Origin of the sequence: Citrobacter sp. CK189, assembly GCF_030333505.1 — a bacterium.
Taxonomy (GTDB): domain Bacteria; phylum Pseudomonadota; class Gammaproteobacteria; order Enterobacterales; family Enterobacteriaceae; genus Citrobacter_B; species Citrobacter_B koseri.
The window spans coordinates 1,122,359-1,141,073 of the sequence record NZ_JAOWFV010000038.1 but is presented as its reverse complement, the minus strand read 5'-3'; the positions used below and the strand labels follow the sequence as shown (position 1 = coordinate 1,141,073).

The following is an 18,715-nucleotide window of genomic DNA, read 5'->3' as shown; positions in this document are numbered from 1 at the left end:
TAACCGTTACAGCGCGATGCGGATAACATCATCTGGCTGAGTGGCTTCCTGCTCACGGGTTGATTTCTGCTTCACGCTCACGAACAGCGTTTGCCCGTCCGCAGACAGCGCCAGGCTATTCGGGAATGTCGGCGTGTCGTAAGTTTTCACGACCTTATAGCTTTTCGCGTCAATCACGCTCACTTTACCGGCCTGGCGGTGCGTTACATAAGCTTCGTTGCGGGTCGGGTTGAACAGCACGGCCAGTGATTCCGGCGCGGCTACTTTTGCCAGCACATTGCCATTACGGGTATCCACCACCAGAACTTCAGCCGCTTTGGAATCGGTGATAAAAGCGCGATGGCCTGCGGTGTCGAGGCTCAGGTTGATAAAGAAGTGCTCTTTCCCGTCATCCAGCAATGTCTTGCGGCTCAGGATCTTGTTGTCCGCAGTATCGATGGTGATGAACTCGCCGTCTGCGTTAGTGGTGTAAAGACGCTTCGCTTGACTGTCAATGGCCAGACCCGTGCTCATTTTACCGGTATTCTGGATGGTCGTTTTCAGGGCGATTTTTTCACCGTCAACCACCCAAATCACGCTCTCTTTACCGATACCGCTGATATATACGGTGTTGGTCGCATCATCGCTGACCAGTTCGCGTGGTTGCAGCGGACGGACATCTTCGGAACGCTTGCGCTCATCCAGCACCAGACGCCCTTTTACATCACCTGTTTTGGCATCGATTGCCGTCAGCGCGCTGTTTACGGTGTTACCAAACCACAGCGTTTGCGTCGCGTTGTTGATGGTCGCGCCAAACGGTTTGAGATCGTTATGGATGGCCTGCGTCACCTCAAGGGTAACCGGGTCGAGGCGATAAACCACCCCACCTTTGTCCGTTTTGCGGCTTTGCGAAGTAGCCAGCCACAGCGCATTTTCCTGCTGGCTATAGGCCATTTCATAAGCGCCCTTGCCGACGGCTTTACGCAGCATTTCTTCTGCCGCCTGCGTGCTAAATGAAGACGCGACCAGCAGTGAACCTAACAGTAAAGAACCACGCAGGCGCGGCGAAAACAGATGACGTAAATGCATGACGACTCCCTTTGATAAACACGTTTGTAGCTGCTTCACATGGCTTCGGCGAGTGAATCCGTGTCCCACTCGCTGTACGTAGATGCGAATAGTAATCATTATTTAGTGCAAAGTGGAGCGTTTCTTTGCAGGCAGTCTACAATTTCTTTAATTTTTTCATGTTCCATTAACGCATCGTGCTATTAAATTTTTCATATATTTACAAAGTAATTAAAGTATTCATTAAATTTCATTTGGCACGTTTACTCGTGATTGGTTTTTTTTCATGAAGATCATTACCGCTCGTCAGGCCGCATTTCCCGCCCTTCTATTCCCTTTCGTTTTCTCGCCGGTGAGCCTGGCGGCCACGGCTGAAGATGAACAAACGATGATTGTTAGCGCGACGCCGCAAACGGTGTCTGAACTGGACACGCCCGCCGCCGTCACCGTGGTTGAAGGGGAAGATATGCGACTGGCGACGCCGCGTATTAACCTGTCTGAATCCTTAAACGGCGTACCCGGTTTGCAGGTGCAAAACCGTCAGAACTATGCGCAGGATTTACAGTTGTCAATTCGCGGATTTGGCTCCCGCTCTGCATACGGCATTCGCGGTATTCGTCTGTATGTTGACGGCATCCCGGCCACCATGCCGGACGGACAAGGGCAGACGTCCAATATCGATCTGAGCAGCGTCCAGAGTGTGGAAGTGCTGCGCGGCCCCTTCTCCGCGCTGTACGGCAACTCTTCCGGCGGCGTGATGAACGTGACGACGGAAACCGGACGCCAGCCGCCGACGATTGAAGCCAGCAGCTATTACGGCAGTTTCGGGAGCTGGCGCTATGGCATGAAAGCTACGGGGGCGATGGGTGACGGAACGCAGGCGGGTGACGTGGATTACACCGTCTCCACGACCCGATTCACCACCCACGGTTTTCGCGATCGCAGCAGCGCGCAAAAGAATCTGGCTAACGCCAAACTGGGGGTGCGTCTGGATGGTGCCAGTAAGTTAAGCCTGATTTTCAATAGTGTAGACATTCACGCGAACGACCCCGGCGGCCTGACCGAATCCGAATGGAAAACCAACCCGCAGCAGTCGCCGCGTGCCGAACAGTTCAACACGCGAAAAACCATCAAGCAGACTCAGGCAGGCCTGCGCTATGAGCGTCAGCTCAGCGAACACGACGATCTGAGCGTGATGATGTATGCCGGTGAACGTGAAACCACACAATACCAGTCCATACCGATGGCGCCGCAGCGGGATAACCCCGCGCATGCCGGCGGCGTAATCGTGCTTCAGCGGCATTATCAGGGTATCGACACCCGCTGGACGCACCGGGGCGAGCTGGGCGTACCTGTGACGTTCACCACCGGCCTGAACTATGAAAATATGAGCGAAAATCGCAAGGGTTACGAGAACTACCGCCTGAATAACGGCGTGCCGCAGTTTGGCGTAAAAGGCGATTTGCGTCGTAACGAGCGCAACCTGATGTGGAACGTCGATCCCTACCTGCAAACGCAGTGGCAGCTGACCGAAAAACTTTCGCTTGATGCCGGCGTGCGGTACAGCTCAGTCTGGTTTGACTCTAACGATCATTACGTTACGCCTGGAAACAGAAATGACAGCGGCGAGGCCAGCTACCATCAATGGCTCCCTGCCGGGGCGCTCAAGTATGCGTTCACCGATGCGTGGAACGTTTATCTGGCCGCAGGGCGCGGTTTTGAAACGCCGACCATCAATGAACTCTCCTATCGCCCGGACGGACAAAGCGGCCTGAACTTCGGCCTGAAACCCGCCACCAATGACACGGTGGAAATTGGCAGTAAAACGCGTATTGGCGATGGTTTACTGACGGCGGCGCTCTTCCAGACGGATACGGATGATGAAATTGTCGTCGCTACCAGCGGCGGTGGGCGCACCACATATAAAAACGCCGGTAAAACCCGCCGTCAGGGCGCGGAATTATCATGGGATCAGCGTTTCGCCGGTAACTGGCGGGTAAACGCCTCCTGGACCTGGCTGGATGCGACCTACCGCAGCAACGTCTGCAAAAGTGGCGATTGCAACGGTAACCGCATGCCGGGCATTGCGCGTAATATGGGGTTCGCCTCGCTGGGATATGTACCGGATGAAGGCTGGTATGCCGGCACCGATGCCCGCTATATGGGGGACATTATGGCAGACGATCACAACACGGCAAAAGCGCCCTCGTATACCGTGGTTGGTCTGAACACCGGGTATAAGTTTAACTACAGCAACTTAACGGTCGATGTGTTTGGCCGGGTCGATAACCTGTTTGATAAAGAGTATGTCGGTTCGGTGATCGTCAACGAATCAAACGGACGCTATTACGAACCGGCGCCGGGGAGAAACTACGGCGTTGGCGTCAATCTGGCATGGCGTTTTGAGTAAGCACCAGAGCTAAAAAAGCTAAAAAAATAGCGGGGAATCGCCCCGCTATTTTTTAATGTCATGCAGCGTCAATTCTCAGGCATCATCCGCCAGGCGAATCACGACCTTGCCGAAGTTCTTCCCGGTCAGCAGACCGATAAACGCCTCCGGCGCTTTTTCCAGTCCGTCGGTGATCTGTTCGCGGTAGTGGATCTTCCCTTCTTTGACCCAGCGCCCCATCTCCTGCTGAAACTCATGAATCCGGTGCCCGTAGTCCTGACCAATAATAAACCCTTGCAGGCGGATGCGTTTTTTTAACAGCGTCGCCATTAATAGTGGCAGCCGGTCAGGTCCGTCGGGGAGTTTTGTGGCGTTATATCCGCTCACCAGACCACACAACGGGATACGTGCCGAAGTATTCAACAGCGGCAGAACCGCATCAAACACCTTGCCGCCGACATTTTCATAATACACATCAATCCCCTGCGGGCAGGCTTTCGCCAGTTGTTCCGCAAAATCCGCCGCGTGGTGATCGAGGCATATGTCAAAACCGAGAATCTCGGTCGCGTAGCGGCATTTTTCTGCGCCGCCTGCGACACCCACCACATGACAGCCCTTCAGTTTGCCTATTTGCCCGACGGTTGCGCCGACCGGCCCGGTGGCGGCCGCAACGACCAGCGTTTCCCCTGCTTTGGGCTGGCCGATATCCAGCAGTCCCATATAGGCGGTAAAGCCCGGCATCCCCAGCACGCCCAGCGCCCATGACGGATGCTCAGGGTTGTCACCGAGTTTCACCAGCCCTTTCCCGTCGGAAATATCATAATCCTGCCAGCCGCTGTAACTTAATACCCATTCTCCCGGATGGTAATCAGGGTGACTGGACTCCACGACCCGGCTGACCGTTCCGCCAACCATCACGCCGTCGATCTCCACTGGCGGTGAGTAGGACGGTTCGTCGCTCATTCTTCCGCGCATGTAGGGATCGAGGGACAGGAAAATTGTACGTAACAGCACTTGCCCTTCACCGGGCGTCGCCACGTCGTCCTCTTCCATGCGGAAGTTGCTCTCAACCGGCGCGCCATGCGGGCGCGAAGCCAGAACCCAACGACGATTACGGTATGCTTGTTGGCCCATGATGTTCTCCTCTGCTTGTGGCATGAATCCCTCAATAGTAGCCGAACATTAATTACCCGCGTGGTTTAAGCGCACAACCAGGTAAACGCATGTTTCCTGCGTCTCATTGATAAAACGGCAGTCGTTTGGCGGCCCCAGCTCCAGGCAGTCGCCCGCTTTCATCTCATGGCGAACCCCGCCTTCGACAAAGACCAGCTCTCCCTGCTGTAGCCAGATAAGCTGTCTTGCCAGCGCGTAGGATGCCGCAGGCATCGGTACGTCACTCCCCGCCGGAAGCGAGATTTGTACGAGATCGATGGGCAGGTCGCTGCGCGGTGAAACGTGGCGGCGCAGGTAGTGCGTCTGCGGGTCGTGCCAGACGGGTTGATCGGCAAAACGCAGCAGCTTGCCCTCCTGCATTTCTGCCCGCGCGATCAGCGTCGACATGCTGATGCCAAACGCCCCGGAAAGCCGCCCCAGCAGCGTGGCCGTCGGGCTGCTCTCTCCGCGTTCGATTTTGTGGATCATGGCGCGCGATACGCCTGCCCGCTCGGCAAGCTCCGTCAGCGACCAGCCCCGCGATTCACGCTCAATGCGAATTCTTGCACTGATCCGTTGATTTATGCTGTCTTCGATAGTATTCATATCGTAATACTATAGTGAACAACAACTGAGGTTCAACATGTCTATTCGATTTGCTGGCAAAGAAGACTGCGCCGCCATCGCCGAAATCTACAATCACGCGGTATTGCACACGGCGGCAATCTGGAACGATCAAACGGTCGATGTGGATAACCGCATCGCATGGTTTGATGCGCGTCAGCTATCAGGCTATCCGGTTCTGGTCAGTGAAGAGAATGGCGTCGTCACCGGGTACGCCTCCTTTGGTGACTGGCGTAACTTTGACGGTTTCCGCCATACGGTTGAACATTCCGTATATGTCCACCCGGATCATCAGGGGAAAGGCCTCGGGCGGGCGCTTCTCAGCCGTCTGATCGAGGAAGCGCGCGCATGTGGCAAGCATGTGATGGTCGCCGGAATCGAGTCGCAAAATCAGGCATCGCTGCATCTGCACGAAACGCTGGGGTTCCGCATTACCGCCCAAATGCCGCAGGTTGGCACCAAATTCGGCCGCTGGCTGGATCTGACGTTTATGCAGCTTCAGCTTGACGATCGTCGCGACCCGGATGCGCGCGGATGAACCAGACGCTGACCCTCGCCTTTCTGATTGCCGCCGGTATTGGGCTGGTTGTGCAAAACACGCTTATGGTGCGCATTACACAGAACTCATCAACGATTCTCATCGCCATGCTGCTGAACTCGCTGGTCGGGATTGTCCTGTTTGTCAGCATTTTGTGGTTTAAGCAAGGCACGGCGGGGTTTAGCGAGCTGGTTTCCAGCGTGCGCTGGTGGACGTTGATTCCCGGCTTGCTCGGATCGTTTTTCGTTTTCGCCAGTATTAGCGGGTATCAGTACGTTGGCGCGGCGACGACTATCGCGGTTCTGGTCGCCAGCCAGCTTATTGGCGGCCTGGTATTGGACATTTTGAGAAGTCATGGCGTGCCGTTACGTGCGCTGGCAGGCCCGGTTTGTGGCGCGGTGTTGTTGGTGATCGGCGCGTGGCTGGTCGCCAGACGCCAGTTTTAACTGCCGCTTCGCCGGATGGCGGCGGCGCGGCGTAAACGCTTTATCCGGCCTGTACATCCCTCACAGGCCGTTCTTATCAACGTCAGAGAATGCTACCGCCTTTGGTAAGCTGTTCGCGACGCGCTTCCATATCTTCCTTGTACTGACGACCGTGATGCGCAATCGCCGTCCGTAGCCGCTGTTGCTGGGTGTAACGATCTTCCCGGCTCAGTTCGGCGTCATCGCTCAGCGCGATCAGCAGTTCGTTCATATGGGTAATGACGCTCTCTTCGATAGCGGCATCTACGCGCGCAGTGACCTCTTCCAGGTGCGACATAAACTCTCCTTAAACCATCAATTCAATTTAGCTTTTGAAAAATCACTGCCCATCAGGCTTACGCTGTATCCGGTTACGTTGCTGCGTGTGGCGTAGAACGTTTTGCCGTTTGCCAGCGCGATCCACGGCGCTTGCTGATAGAAAATGTCCTGCGCCTGCTGGTAGAGCTGCGCACGTTCTTCCGGCTTGCTCACCCGTTTCGCTTTCTGGACGAGATCATCATACCCTTTATCGCACCAGCGCGCGGCATTTGAGCCGGTTTTTATGCTATTGCAGCCCAGCAGCACATCGGCAAAGTTATCTGGATCGCCATTGTCAGACATCCAGCCGAACAGCGCGGTATCGTGCTCGCCTTTACGCATCCCGGACAGATACTCTCCCCATTCGTAAGAGACGATTTTCGCCGTCACGCCGACTTTTGCCCAGTCGCTCTGGATCATCTCCGCAATGCGCCGGGAATTGGGGTTATAAGGGCGTTGCACCGGCATCGACCAGAGCGTTGCCTCAAACCCCTTCTCCAGCCCCGCCTGCTTCAGCAAATCTTTGGCTTTTTGCGGATCGTAGTCGTAATCCTTCAGGTTGTTATTAAAGCCCATCATATTTGGCGGGATGGGCGATTTCGCCACCGTACCGGAACCGAGGAACACCGCGTTGATAATGGCTTTTTTATCAGTGGCGTAATTTAACGCCTGGCGCACCAGTACGTTATCAAACGGTTTTTTCTCGGTATTAAAGGCCAGATAGCCGACGTTCAGCGCATCGACCGAATGCAGCGTTAACGCGTTATTCTTTTTAATCTCGTCAAACTGTACGGGTGATGGCGCCGGAATAATCTGGCACTCGTTGGTTTGCAGTTTTGCCAGGCGCGTCTGGGCGTTAGGCGTAATCGAGAAAATAAGATGTCTGGTCGGCACTTCGCCATCCCAGTAGTTCGGGTTCGCCAGGTAGCGAATCTGTGAATCCTGCTTGTAGTGTTGCAGTACGTAAGGGCCAGTGCCGACAGGCCAGTTATCGACGTTTTCCGGTGTGCCTTTTTTCAGCATCGCATCGGCATACTCTGCGGAGAGAATGGAGGCGAAATCCATTCCCCAGTCAGCGAGGAATGCCGCATTGGGTTCGTTCAACACAAACTGGACGTGATAATCGTCGACCTTTTTCACCTCTTTAATCAACTTATCGAGGCCGACATCATTGAAGTATTCGTAGCTGCCCTGCGACACATTATGGTACGGATGATCCGCATCCTTCTGGCGCAGCACCGAGAAAATAACGTCATCGGCATTAAAATCGCGCGTCGGTTTAAAGAATTTATTGCTGTTGAATTTCACGCCCTGACGCAGCGTAAACGTGTATGTTTTCCCGTCCGGGGAAATCGTCCAGTCGGTCGCCAGCGACGGCACCGGCGTATTTTTTACCGGATCGAAATTGATCAGTCGGTTGTACAACACCTGCGAACTGGCCACGAATGACGGGCCGGAGCTGGCGATTTGCGGGTTAAACGATTCGGGTGAGGCTTCAGAACAGTAGATGATGGTATCGGTATTGGCCGCAAATGCCGCCCCTGCCGGTAAAAGTGCGCTGAGCGCCAGCGCGAGCAACGTTTTCCCTGTAGACATCGTTATAAGCCTTTTCATTTGATTATAAAGAGAGTCATATGAGCATAGCTTACAAAAGCTGACAAATAACGAATCACTCTCAGGTTATTCCGTTCTGGTATTTTTCGCTAATGAATGCGTCCTGCGGCGTGAAATAATTTCCCTTAAGTCTTTTTGAAAACGTCAAGATTTTTCCCCCGGCGCTATGCCATGAAAATTAGCCCCTTTTTGCCTCTCTTCCGCCGTTTGCTTGTCTTTGTAATCCGTAAAGTAGATGCGTGAAGAAGTCTAAGGGACAACAACGTGGCAAAAACTCTCTTACGTAGCGGCAATCTGGACGACTATCAGGCCGTGGGCGGCGGCGGTCAGGCCGTATTTGATTCCGCATTGCAAATTCGTGAAACGCTTCGTCTGCGTAAACAGCAGGCAATGGTGGATTGTCTGGCGATCCCGCAAATTAATGACAGCGGCGATCGCGTCGACTGGTATTCCCCGGTCGAGGGAAAAGCCATCGCATGGAAGGCCGCAGAGGAAGAAGCGCGATTTCGGGCGCTGCGCTACCTGAGCAGCACGCTGGAAAACGCGGCGGCGCTGAGCCGCCAAAGTCTGCAATCCGGGAAAACTTCGTTGCAGCTGTTCGGTTCCCTGCTGGAAAAAGCGGTTCAGTTCCCTGGGGAAAACCACGTTTTTCTGGTTGATGGCAAACCGGTCATCACCTTCTGGGGGTTTGTGAATCTTAATGAAAACACCCGTGATGACGTACTTGACTGCCTGCGCGCCATTGATGTTCCGCCCGTCCTGCCGCCTGCCGCTGAACCCGAGCAGGAGGTGGAAGATGAGCCGTTGCCAGAGGTGACGTTTGCCCGTTCCGATGAGCCGTTACTGACGCCGGTGATGATTGAACGCCCCCAGGAACCCGAACCTGAACCGGTCGCCCCTGTTGTTGTCAGCGAACCGCAAGCGCCTTCACCATCTCCAACCGCTCCCGTGAAGCCCTCTTCGCGTCTGCCGCTATGGAGCCTGCCGGTTGCCGCCGTGATTGTCGCCGCCGTTGCGGCGCCGCTGTTGTGGAAACCGTCTGCCCCCGTCGCCGAAGCCACGGCGGTCAGTACGCCGGTTGTCGCCGCGAAAGTAGACAGTAAACCGTTGCCGAAGATGATTGCCCAACTGCCGCTGCATCAGGCGGAAGTGATTCCGCCAGTGAAAAAAGCGAAGCCCGCAGATGAACCGGTGGTGATCGCCGCCATCCCCAAAGATGCGCTGGTGATGGATGCCGGTCAGATGAAAGCGGGAGTCACGCGCTTTTTGAATGGAAACTGGCGCGTACTGATTGACGTTAAAGATCCGGTCAGCGGAAAAGCGCCTTCGCTGCGTTACCAGATCCAGAACAACAAAGGCACCGCCCGGGTGGTACACGGCGACAACATCGTCTGCCGGGCGGACATTTTCTCCGGCCTGCATCAGACCGGAGAGCTGATGATCAAGAGTCGTGGTCACGCACGTTGCACCGATGGTTCGCGCTACCCGATGCCGGAAATCACCTGTAAAGCCAGCACGAATGACGTTGCGGCTTGCTCAGCGCGTTATGACGCCCATGCGGAAGTCCCGTTGACGATCAAAAAGATAGGTGCCTGATTTTATGTTGGTGAATCTGTGTGATTACAAACAGAGCGTAACGCTCATCGCAAACAGCGGCGTACAATTCCTCGACTTCGGCCTGACGCCGCAGGAGTCTGCCCATCTTGGTCGTTTCGTGCGTAAAACGGCGAACGGCCCCCTGCTCCGGCTCGACTTTGATCTGACCAACGGGCGCTATACGGTACCGGGGCGCACGGGGGGTCAACCTGAAGTGGTCAAACCGGAAAGCACCCAGATGTTGCACTATTCGCTGGATGTGCTGGATGGCGTCTGGTTGCCGCTCCCTTTCCTGCGCTTTAACCCTCCCCGTACGTTTGTGGAAGGCCCCGACAACTGGGCGCGCGTACAGGTGCGTAAGCTGCCTGAACCCGACAGCGCGGGTCATACGCACCGCATTACCGTGGCGCTGGACAGCCAGTTAAGCGAGAACGCGCCGGCGGCGCTGGCGCCTAACGAAAACGACCTGCTCAATGGCACGCGGTTCGCGCTGGCCTGGCGCGATGATGAAATTGCCGATTTTCTTGACCAGACGTGGATTGACGGCTGGCTGCGCGAATCCTTCCTTCACCACGTCGCCCAGGAGGAAAACCGCTCTGAGCAGGAGATTCAGCAGGCGCTGCGTAACTTTGAGTACCAGGCGCACTGGTTGAATCTGATGACGTTACTGGGGGAACAGCTTTCCGTGCCGGAAGTGAAGCTGGTCACCCACACGCTCAGCACGCCTGCGATTCCGGTGGATCTGATTCTGGACGTCGGCAATACCCATACCTGCGGCGTATTGATTGAAGATCACGGCGACGCCAATGACGGTTTGCGCCAGACGGCGGAATTACAGGTACGCTCCTTAAGTGAGCCGCAATGTCTTAACGATCCGCTGTTCACCAGCCGACTGGAGTTCTCCGAAGCGCGTTTCGGCAAACAGCATTTCTCGGTTGAAAGCGGCCGCGACGACGCCTTTATCTGGCCATCGATTGTGCGCGTGGGCGACGAAGCCCGCAAACTGGCTATGCAGCGTCTGGGAACGGAAGGCAGCAGCGGGATCTCCAGCCCGCGTCGTTATTTGTGGGACGAAACCCCGGTTTTACAGGACTGGCGCTTCAGCCAGATGAACAGCAAAACGCAGCGAGAACCGCTCGCCACCGCCTTCCCGCTGATGAATCTGATGAATGACGACGGACAACCGTTATTCAGCCTGCCGCCCGATGACCGGTTGCCGGTCTTTTCGCCGCAGTACAGCCGCAGCACGCTGATGACGCACATGCTGTGCGAAATTCTGTCGCAGGCGCTGGGGCAAATGAACAGCGTGGCGACGCGGTTACGCCTCGGTTTTCCGGCGTCGCCGCGTCAGTTGCGCACGCTGATTCTGACCCTGCCATCGGCAATGCCGAAACAGGAACGCGAAATTTTCCGCCAGCGTATGTTCGAAGCCATCGCACTGGTATGGAAAGCGATGGGCTGGCATCCGCAGGATGAGGATTTTTCCTCCCGTAAACAGCAGGAAAAGAGCGTTGTTCCGGTGCCGGACATTCAGATGGAATGGGACGAAGCCAGCTGCGGACAGCTGGTATGGCTGTATAACGAAGCGATTTCCCATTACGCCGGGCGCACGGAGACGTTCTTCAACGCCCTGGCTCGCCCGGACCGTTTGCCGGAACCGGGCGAAACCAAAGGTCGGGCGCTACGCGTGGCATCTATCGACATTGGCGGCGGCACGACGGATATGGCGGTCGTCCACTACCAGCTTGATGACGGCGTCGGCGCGAACGTCAAGATCACCCCGCACTTACTGTTCCGTGAAGGGTTTAAAGTCGCGGGCGATGACATGCTGCTGGACGTCATCCAGAAATGCATATTGCCTGCGCTGCAAACCCGCTTACAGCAGGCCGGCGTGACGGATGCCGCCGCCCTGCTGGCAACGCTGTTTGGAGATTCAGGCCGCATTGATACGCAGGCGATTTTGCGTCAACAAACGGCGCTACAGCTGTTTATGCCGCTGGGGCACGCCGTACTGGCCGCCTGGGAACAGAGTGACGTTAGCGATCCGCTCGCGGGTCTACACGCGACCTTCGGCGAACTGCTGACTCAACGCCCTACGCGCAACGTGATGAATTACATCCAGCAGGCGATCGACCATGCGCTGCCTTCAGGCTCACCGGCGTTCGATCTGCTGAGCGTACCGTTGCAGGTGCAGTTCAGCCACTTACAGGAAGCACTACTGGCCGGTCAGTTTACCCTGACCTCGCCGCTGCATGCCGTTTGCGAAGCGATTTCTCATTACCGCTGCGACATTCTGCTGGTGACGGGCAGACCAACCTGCCTGCCCGGCGTGCAGGCGCTGATCCGCCATTTACAGCCGGTTCCCGTTAACCGCATCGTCTGGATGGACAAGTATCGCGTCCATGAATGGTATCCCTTCAGCCAGCAGGGGCGGATTGGCAACCCGAAATCAACCGCCGCCGTGGGGGCGATGCTGTGCAGCCTGGCGCTGGATTTACGGCTACCGCGCTTTAACTTTAAAGCCGCCGATATCGGCGCCTATTCCACCGTACGCTATCTCGGCGTTCTGGATAACACGGTCAATACCTTGCGCGATGAAAACGTCTGGTATCAGGAGATCGATCTCGATAAACCCGGCGCGAAGCTGGATACCCGTCTGCACTTCCCGCTTCGCGGCAACGTGACGCTCGGTTTCCGCCAACTGGCGAACAGCCGCTGGCCTGCGACCCCACTCTATACCCTGAGCATTAACTCAGCAGAGCTGGCGAAAACCATCGCCGGTGATGGCGTTCTCAATGTCCGACTGCAACTGCGCGGCGGGAACAAAGAGACGGGGCCGGAATCGTTTGTGCTGGGTGACGCCTGGCTACAGGATGGAACGCCCGTCGCCGCGAATGCCCTGACCTTAAAACTGAATACCCTGGCCGACCGTCGTCATAGCGGCAGCCACTACTGGATCGACAGCGGGAGTGTGTACCTGAAATGAGCAAGACGTTAAACACCACACAGGCCGCCATTGCGTGGGTTAACCATACACGTCAGCACGCAGTACGCCTGGATGATGAAGCGGACGCCCTGCTGGCGCAGCTCACACTCGCCGCCGCCGGTGAATCGGCGCTGAATGCCGCGCAACAGGCAAGAGGCAGCATCGGTCTGTATGGCCATTCACAATCCTCAAAAGCGCATCTGCTTGGCGCGCTGTGCGGTAACGGCGAGGGAAAACTGAACATCGCCACGCCGGATCGCTGCTTTGACTATTTTACCCATATCAACCCAGGCCATGCGCCAGCCAATATGGCGATCCGTTTTACGCAGGATGAAAGCGCGGCGGTTGATAGCGAATGGCCGCTGCGTCTGCGGCTCATCAGTGAAGCTGAACTGGTACAACTGTTTATCGCCTGGGCCAGCGCCTCACCCGATAACCGGCAGGTCGAAAAATCCATTATTGAGACGCGGTTAGAAAAGTGGCAGGCGCTGCGTCAGCGTCAGCCGGTTCAGGGCGTGACCGCAGAGGACGTCGCCGCCATTGCCCGTTTCTGGCGCGCCTGCGTTCCTGTCGGGCAACAGCAAATCGACGATGCGCTCTGGCATCAGTTCGTCTCCCTGCTGCCCTCAGTGGATCTGACGACCCGCGCCAGCGCCTGGGCATTACTCTGGGGCGAACAGCCTGAGTTAACGCAACAGTGGCTAACGCTGGCGCGTACGCTGCAACAGACCGGCCATGCGCAAGAGTTAGCGGCGCCGTTGAGTCTGCTGGTCGATCATTTTGGCCTTCCGGCAGAAAGTTTTCTGACCCAGGGCGCGTTATCCGGCAACGACGCGCAGAGCGACGTCGTTGTACATCCTGTCGAGCACCATCAGTTACTCAATGCGGTGAGCCTCTCTCTGGATTCACTGGCTTTGCTGACGCGTGAACTGGTGCTTAGCGTTGAAAACACGGCGCTGGATAATGTCGATCTGCTGGATATTCCGCTGGCGCCGGATGCGCACCCGCATCCACTCTGGCGGGCAAAACTCGGCTGGATGCTGGAACATTATCGCCAACATTTGCAGCCCGATGTGCTGGTCATTTGCAATGCCACCTCCGCCCGGTCGCAAACGCCCGCTGCCGCCCGCACGCTGCTGGGCTGGGTGAACGATACACAACCGCTGCGCGACGCCGCGCTACCGGGCGTGGTCTGGGCCATTACGCCGCAGGATGCGCGTTTCACAACGCAGCAGAATCTTGATGAAGCCGTGCAGCAGTTAATGGGGAAACCCGGCCTTCACTGGGGCACCCTTCAGGCGCTGGATAAACACAGCTTGCAGCGTCTGGTGGAATGGCTGTCACAGGCGACATCGCCGTTACAGCGCCAGGCGCGGCTGGCCTCCCTGTGTGAGCAGCATCAACAACGGCTTCATGACCTGCTGTTGAGCCATATCACCCCAAAAGACAGCGGCAGTAAGGCGACGGAATCCGTTATTCGCCAGCTTCAGGGGCAAGCCGCCCGGCATGGCGAGTTGCTCGACGGGCTTCTGCCGCCGATACACCACTTTGAGTCGCTTTTGCGTATTCAGCAGCCGCGCGAGGAGCAGGTCAGCGGCCTGTTTAATGAAGAGATCGATCTGTTTGCGGATGAGCCAGGCGCTCCCCGCCCGGCAGAAAACAAAGAGACAGGGTATCTGGCCCATAAAATGTGGATTAACCATGTGCGCCAGTGGAGCCGAAATGAGAACAACGCCCGTCGTTTAGGTCTGGAGTCGCATACGCTCAGGCTGGTCGTGGATATTCTGATTACCGCCAGCTATCGGCTTAGTGTGCCTCAGCAGTTACAGCAGATTATGCAGCGTGAAGAGGTTTGCGGCGCGCAGCTGCATGCCGGGATCGGTAACTTTATCGCCTGGCTTGGCTACGAAAATGTGGCGGAGGACGCCCGACCCGCCAGCCGGTTCCAGAAAGGATCGGCGATCTTCAGCGCGCCTCGCCTGCAACCGATGGCCCGGCTCACCCAACTGGATGAACAGCCGGTACATGCCGCCAGTCGCTATGTGTATGACTGGCTGGTCGCGCTCTATACCCGGGCAAATGAAAATAAGGGGTATCAACATCCGCAGGATGTGTCCGACGCCGACAAAAAACGGCTGATGGCGCTGCTCAATGCCTGATGGCGCTACGCAACATCGTAAGCCGGATAAGGCGCTCGCGCCGCCATCCGGCCATCTTCATCTCATCAAAACAACGAAAATAACAATGCGACGGGCAGACTCATCGGCCAGGTTGCGCCCACGAGAACGGCGCTCAGAAAGCGGATACGTTTTTTATCGTGGGAAAGAAACCAGGTAATCAGGCAGGCAATCGCCGCCATCACTGCGTAAAAAACCAACATTTTTTGGTAGAGCGACATTTCGGGCATCCGAACCAGAGGGGAAAAACGCGCGCAATATGCTCTTTTTTTTGACGTACATCAAGTTTTATCCGTACTATTCAGCAAAACGCTGAAATAGCGGCACCATTCACCATGTTCATATTTTGTCTTATTGCGGATTGCCTGAACCCGTACTATACACAAAGGGGTCATAACGAAAGGTGGCAAAAATGAATGTTTCCAGTAAAACCGTGGTGCTGATAAATGTCTTTGCTGCTATTGGACTTTTTGGCCTTATCTCATTGAGATTCGGCTGGTTTGCCTGATGTACTGAGTGCTTGCTGCGCATACTGGCAGAGAGCGTTCCTCCTCTCTGCCATCGATTTACGATCTTCCCATGCCGCGCCGGAACGGTAAATTATCCTTAATGTTTAACCATTATGTGGCGGATAACCGTATAGTCTTCCAGCCCATAAAGTGACATATCCTTGCCGTAGCCCGAGCGTTTTTGCCCACCGTGCGGCATCTCGCTCACCAACATGAAATGCGTATTAACCCAGGTGCAGCCATACTGCAATCGCGCGCTCAGGCGATGCGCCCGACCCACATCTTTCGTCCAGACGGATGATGCCAGCCCGTACTGAGTATCATTTGCCCACGCCAGCACCTGCTCTTCATCATCAAACACCGTCATGCTGACAACCGGGCCGAACACTTCTCGCTGCACGATGGCGTCCTCCTGTTTTGCGCCGGCCAGCAGCGTTGGCGCAAAATAGTATCCTGCGCCGTCCAGTTTCTGGCCGCCGGTCACCACGTTGATATGTCCGAGCGCTTTCGCCTCTTCCACCGCTTTTGTCACTCGCTCAAGGTGCGCTTGCGAGCTGAGCGGCCCAAGCTCAGTCGATTCGTCGTTTGGCGAACCGGTTTTCAGGCTGGCGACCGCCGCGCCGAGTTTCTCAACCAGCGCGTCATAGATCCCTTTTTGCGCATAGATACGACAGGCCGCCGTACAATCCTGCCCGGCATTGTAGAAACCGAACGTTCGCACACCTTCGACAACGGCATCCAGATCGGCATCATCAAAGACAATCACCGGAGCCTTACCGCCTAATTCCATGTGCGTGCGCTTAATGGAGGGCGCGGTATGTTGAATAATGTGCTCGCCCGTCGCAATCGAGCCGGTCAGGGAGACCATCCGTACTTTTTCATGCCCGGTGAGCGGATCGCCAACCGTCTTGCCCCGCCCGAACAGCACGTTAAGCACGCCTGGCGGGAAAATATCCTTCGCAAACTCCGCCAGCTTCAATGCCGTCAGCGGCGTGATTTCAGACGGTTTTATCACCACGCAGTTACCCGCCGCCAGCGCTGGCGCCAGTTTCCAGGCCGCCATCATCAGCGGATAGTTCCACGGCGCGATCGAGGCGACGACCCCAACCGGATCGCGGCGGATCATCGAGGTATGCCCTTCCAGATACTCCCCCGCCGCCAGGCCGTTCAGACAGCGTGCGGCGCCGGCAAAGAAGCGAAATACATCGACAATCGCCGGGATCTCATCATTGAGCGCGCAATGCAGCGGCTTCCCGCAGTTTTGCGACTCCAGTTCGGCGAATGTCTGCGCATTTTCCTCAATCACGTCCGCCAGCGTTAGCAGTAGCTCCGCTCTGACTTTTGGCGTGGTTTGCCCCCATTCCGCGAACGCCCGGTCTGCGGCGCGAACGGCGGCATCTACCTGTGCGGGCGACGCCTCTGCAATCTCCAGAATCACCTCGCCCGTCGCCGGGTTGTAGACGGGCTGTTTTTCACCTTCACCGCTGACCAGCTCGCCGTTAATCAGTAATTGATGTGGCATACATCTTACTCCTGTCGCAAAATATTGAGCGGCAGCCTTGCCGTAAATATATGTCCTTTCCTAAAAATAGTCGGCGCGTCTGCCGCGCACCTGTTGGGATAAGGAATTTTAATCAGGTTGTGAGCTGACGCGCATTACGCCGCTCCACGCGGCGCACATGTTCCATCTTTCGGAGTATAGACAAGGAGTTAGGCTGAGGATGGAAAAGACGGGGGGTATTGATATTTCCTATGGCGAGTCAGCGATAAATAACGTTCTGCCCTGATAATCGATACGTTTTCTCTATTTTGGCTAAAACAAAAAGATGGCAACGCGTATTTTATTTCAGCATATCGCGAATAAGTTTCCCCAGTTGAGATACCGCCTGCTCCTCTCTTTCTCCCCACCCCCATGCGGTATTAAACCGGAAAAAATGTGACCAGGTATCAGAGGTCGAAAACATTTTACCGGGGGCGATACTGATCTGATGCGCCAGAGCCTGCGCACTGAGTTCCCCGGCATCAAGAGATTCGGGCAGTTCCAGCCAGAGAAAATAGCCGCTGTCATTGTGGTGAATCTTCACCTCAGCGGGCAGATGACGCAGCAGCGTTTGCCAGGCCTGCTGTTTTCGCTCCGCCAACTGGCGGCGCAGACGACGCAAATGCGCGTCATAGCGGCGTGTCGAAAGGTAATCGACCAGAGCAAGCTGCATTGGTGAACTGGTGGATAGCGTACTCATCAGCTGTAGCCGCTGAATTTGTCTGGCGTACTTTCCCGCTGCAACCCAACCGATACGAAAACCGGGAACCAGACATTTCGAGAATGACGAGCAATGCAATATTTTGTCGTGGCGATCCCAGGCTTTGGCAGGCAGCGGTTTGTCGCGGCCAAAATAGAGCTCGCTGTACACGTCATCTTCAATCAGCACGACGTTGTACTGATCCAGTAATGCGACCAGCCGCGCTTTTTTCTCCGGGCTAAGGGTGAAGCCGAGCGGGTTTTGGCTATTGGTCATCAGCCAGCACGCCTTCACCGGATACTCCTGTAATGCCTGTTCCAGCGCCGCTAAATCGATCCCCTCTTTTACATCCGTGGCGACCGAAAGCGCTTTCAGGCGGAGTCGCTCCAGCGCCTGTAACGCGCCATAAAAGCAGGGATTCTCCACAATAACCCAGTCGCCCGGTTCGGTAACCGCCTGAAGGCTGAGGTTCAGGGCTTCCAGCGCCCCGGCGGTAATGACGATTTCATCAGGAGAGACGGTAATTCCCTGCTGCGCATAGCGTCGGGCGATGGCATGGCGTAGCTCGCTGTTCCCCGGCGGCAGGTTCTCAATCACGCTCATGGCCGTGGCGGTTTTACTGACCTGCGCCAGGGAACGGTTAAGCTGCTGCAACGGAAACAGACGCGGGTCTGGAAAGGCAGAGGCGAACGGCATCACCGACGCATCCCGGCTGGCCTGCAACATTTCGAAAATATAGGTATTAATATCAACGGATTCATCGCGCATTACCTGCACGGGCGGCATCGCAGGCTGGCGCACCGGGCGCGCCGCCACGTAATAACCCGACTGCGGACGCGCAATAATGCGCCCCTGGCTTTCCAGCAACTGATACGCGTGTCCTACGGTCATAAAACTCATGCCGCTGCTGACCACCTGCTCACGCAAGGAGGGTAATCGATCGCCAGGCTGCCACACACCGGAGGCGATTTGATCGCAAATTTGTTCCGCCAGTCGCTGATATTTCTTCATCGTTTTTTTATTTCACACAATATGTAAGCCTGCTGGAACAACCGGAAAAG

15 protein-coding genes are annotated in these 18,715 nt (G+C 56.1%); 7 read left to right on the top strand and 8 right to left on the bottom strand.

Annotated elements, in window-relative coordinates:
- Nucleotides 1-6 precede the first annotated feature (6 nt).
- A complete protein-coding gene (yncE, locus tag OGV83_RS15285) occupies nt 7-1,068 on the bottom strand; it encodes a 7-bladed beta-propeller protein YncE (protein WP_024130323.1) in 1,062 nt (353 codons plus the stop codon).
- 265 nt (nt 1,069-1,333) lie between these two features.
- Between yncE and pqqU the strand changes: the two genes are divergently transcribed.
- Entirely contained in the window at nt 1,334-3,457 is a 2,124-nt protein-coding gene (gene pqqU / locus OGV83_RS15280) for a TonB-dependent receptor PqqU (protein ID WP_286463946.1), read from the top strand.
- A 75-nt stretch (nt 3,458-3,532) separates the two neighbouring features.
- On the opposite strand, the gene curA is transcribed toward pqqU, so the two are convergent.
- Both curA and OGV83_RS15270 read right to left on the bottom strand, forming a co-directional pair.
- The gene (gene curA, locus OGV83_RS15275) at nt 3,533-4,570 is read right to left on the bottom strand and encodes an NADPH-dependent curcumin/dihydrocurcumin reductase (protein WP_104868651.1); all 1,038 of its coding nucleotides are present in this window, start codon (nt 4,568-4,570) and stop codon (nt 3,533-3,535) included.
- A 48-nt stretch (nt 4,571-4,618) separates the two neighbouring features.
- Nucleotides 4,619-5,194 carry a helix-turn-helix domain-containing protein gene (locus OGV83_RS15270; protein ID WP_012132365.1) on the bottom strand — a complete coding sequence of 192 codons (576 nt, stop codon included), beginning with the start codon at nt 5,192-5,194 and terminating at the stop codon, nt 4,619-4,621.
- Between the two features lie 37 nt (nt 5,195-5,231).
- Between OGV83_RS15270 and OGV83_RS15265 the strand changes: the two genes are divergently transcribed.
- Nucleotides 5,232-5,750, top strand: coding sequence for a GNAT family N-acetyltransferase (locus OGV83_RS15265; RefSeq protein ID WP_049008494.1), 519 nt, complete (start codon nt 5,232-5,234; stop codon nt 5,748-5,750).
- Nucleotides 5,747-6,196: a DMT family transporter gene (locus OGV83_RS15260; RefSeq protein ID WP_200030237.1), complete on the top strand. Its 450-nt coding sequence runs from the start codon at nt 5,747-5,749 to the stop codon at nt 6,194-6,196. The genes OGV83_RS15265 and OGV83_RS15260 overlap by 4 nt, the downstream gene beginning before the upstream one ends.
- A gap of 82 nt (nt 6,197-6,278) precedes the next feature.
- Here the strand turns inward: OGV83_RS15260 and OGV83_RS15255 are convergent, their stop codons facing one another.
- Nucleotides 6,279-6,512, bottom strand: a complete 234-nt coding sequence (locus tag OGV83_RS15255; protein ID WP_012132361.1) for a YdcY family protein — start codon at nt 6,510-6,512, stop codon at nt 6,279-6,281.
- 17 nt (nt 6,513-6,529) lie between these two features.
- The gene (locus OGV83_RS15250) at nt 6,530-8,128 is read right to left on the bottom strand and encodes an ABC transporter substrate-binding protein (RefSeq protein WP_024130321.1); all 1,599 of its coding nucleotides are present in this window, start codon (nt 8,126-8,128) and stop codon (nt 6,530-6,532) included.
- A 282-nt stretch (nt 8,129-8,410) separates the two neighbouring features.
- On the opposite strand from OGV83_RS15250, the gene OGV83_RS15245 reads away from it, so the two are divergent.
- Genes OGV83_RS15245 through OGV83_RS15235 form a run of 3 tightly spaced genes read left to right on the top strand, consistent with a single transcriptional unit; the run spans nt 8,411 to nt 14,887 of the window.
- Nucleotides 8,411-9,742, top strand: coding sequence for an SrfA family protein (locus OGV83_RS15245; RefSeq protein WP_230032104.1), 1,332 nt, complete (start codon nt 8,411-8,413; stop codon nt 9,740-9,742).
- Nucleotides 9,743-9,746: 4 nt separating this feature from the next.
- The gene (locus OGV83_RS15240) at nt 9,747-12,728 is read left to right on the top strand and encodes a virulence factor SrfB (RefSeq protein ID WP_286463945.1); all 2,982 of its coding nucleotides are present in this window, start codon (nt 9,747-9,749) and stop codon (nt 12,726-12,728) included.
- On the top strand, nt 12,725-14,887 hold the full coding sequence (locus OGV83_RS15235; RefSeq protein WP_286463944.1) for a virulence factor SrfC family protein: 2,163 nt from the start codon (nt 12,725-12,727) through the stop codon (nt 14,885-14,887). Before OGV83_RS15240 ends, OGV83_RS15235 begins: the two co-directional genes overlap by 4 nt.
- A gap of 65 nt (nt 14,888-14,952) precedes the next feature.
- On the opposite strand, the gene OGV83_RS15230 is transcribed toward OGV83_RS15235, so the two are convergent.
- Entirely contained in the window at nt 14,953-15,126 is a 174-nt protein-coding gene (locus OGV83_RS15230) for a GhoT/OrtT family toxin (protein WP_047464087.1), read from the bottom strand.
- 191 nt (nt 15,127-15,317) lie between these two features.
- On the opposite strand from OGV83_RS15230, the gene yncL reads away from it, so the two are divergent.
- Nucleotides 15,318-15,413, top strand: a complete 96-nt coding sequence (gene yncL, locus OGV83_RS15225; protein WP_071818853.1) for a stress response membrane protein YncL — start codon at nt 15,318-15,320, stop codon at nt 15,411-15,413.
- A gap of 98 nt (nt 15,414-15,511) precedes the next feature.
- On the opposite strand, the gene patD is transcribed toward yncL, so the two are convergent.
- Together patD and OGV83_RS15215 are read right to left on the bottom strand one after the other, a co-directional pair.
- Entirely contained in the window at nt 15,512-16,936 is a 1,425-nt protein-coding gene (patD, locus tag OGV83_RS15220; RefSeq protein ID WP_115181620.1) for an aminobutyraldehyde dehydrogenase, read from the bottom strand.
- A 319-nt stretch (nt 16,937-17,255) separates the two neighbouring features.
- A complete protein-coding gene (locus tag OGV83_RS15215) occupies nt 17,256-18,665 on the bottom strand; it encodes an aminotransferase-like domain-containing protein (protein WP_110494249.1) in 1,410 nt (469 codons plus the stop codon).
- Nucleotides 18,666-18,715 lie beyond the last annotated feature (50 nt).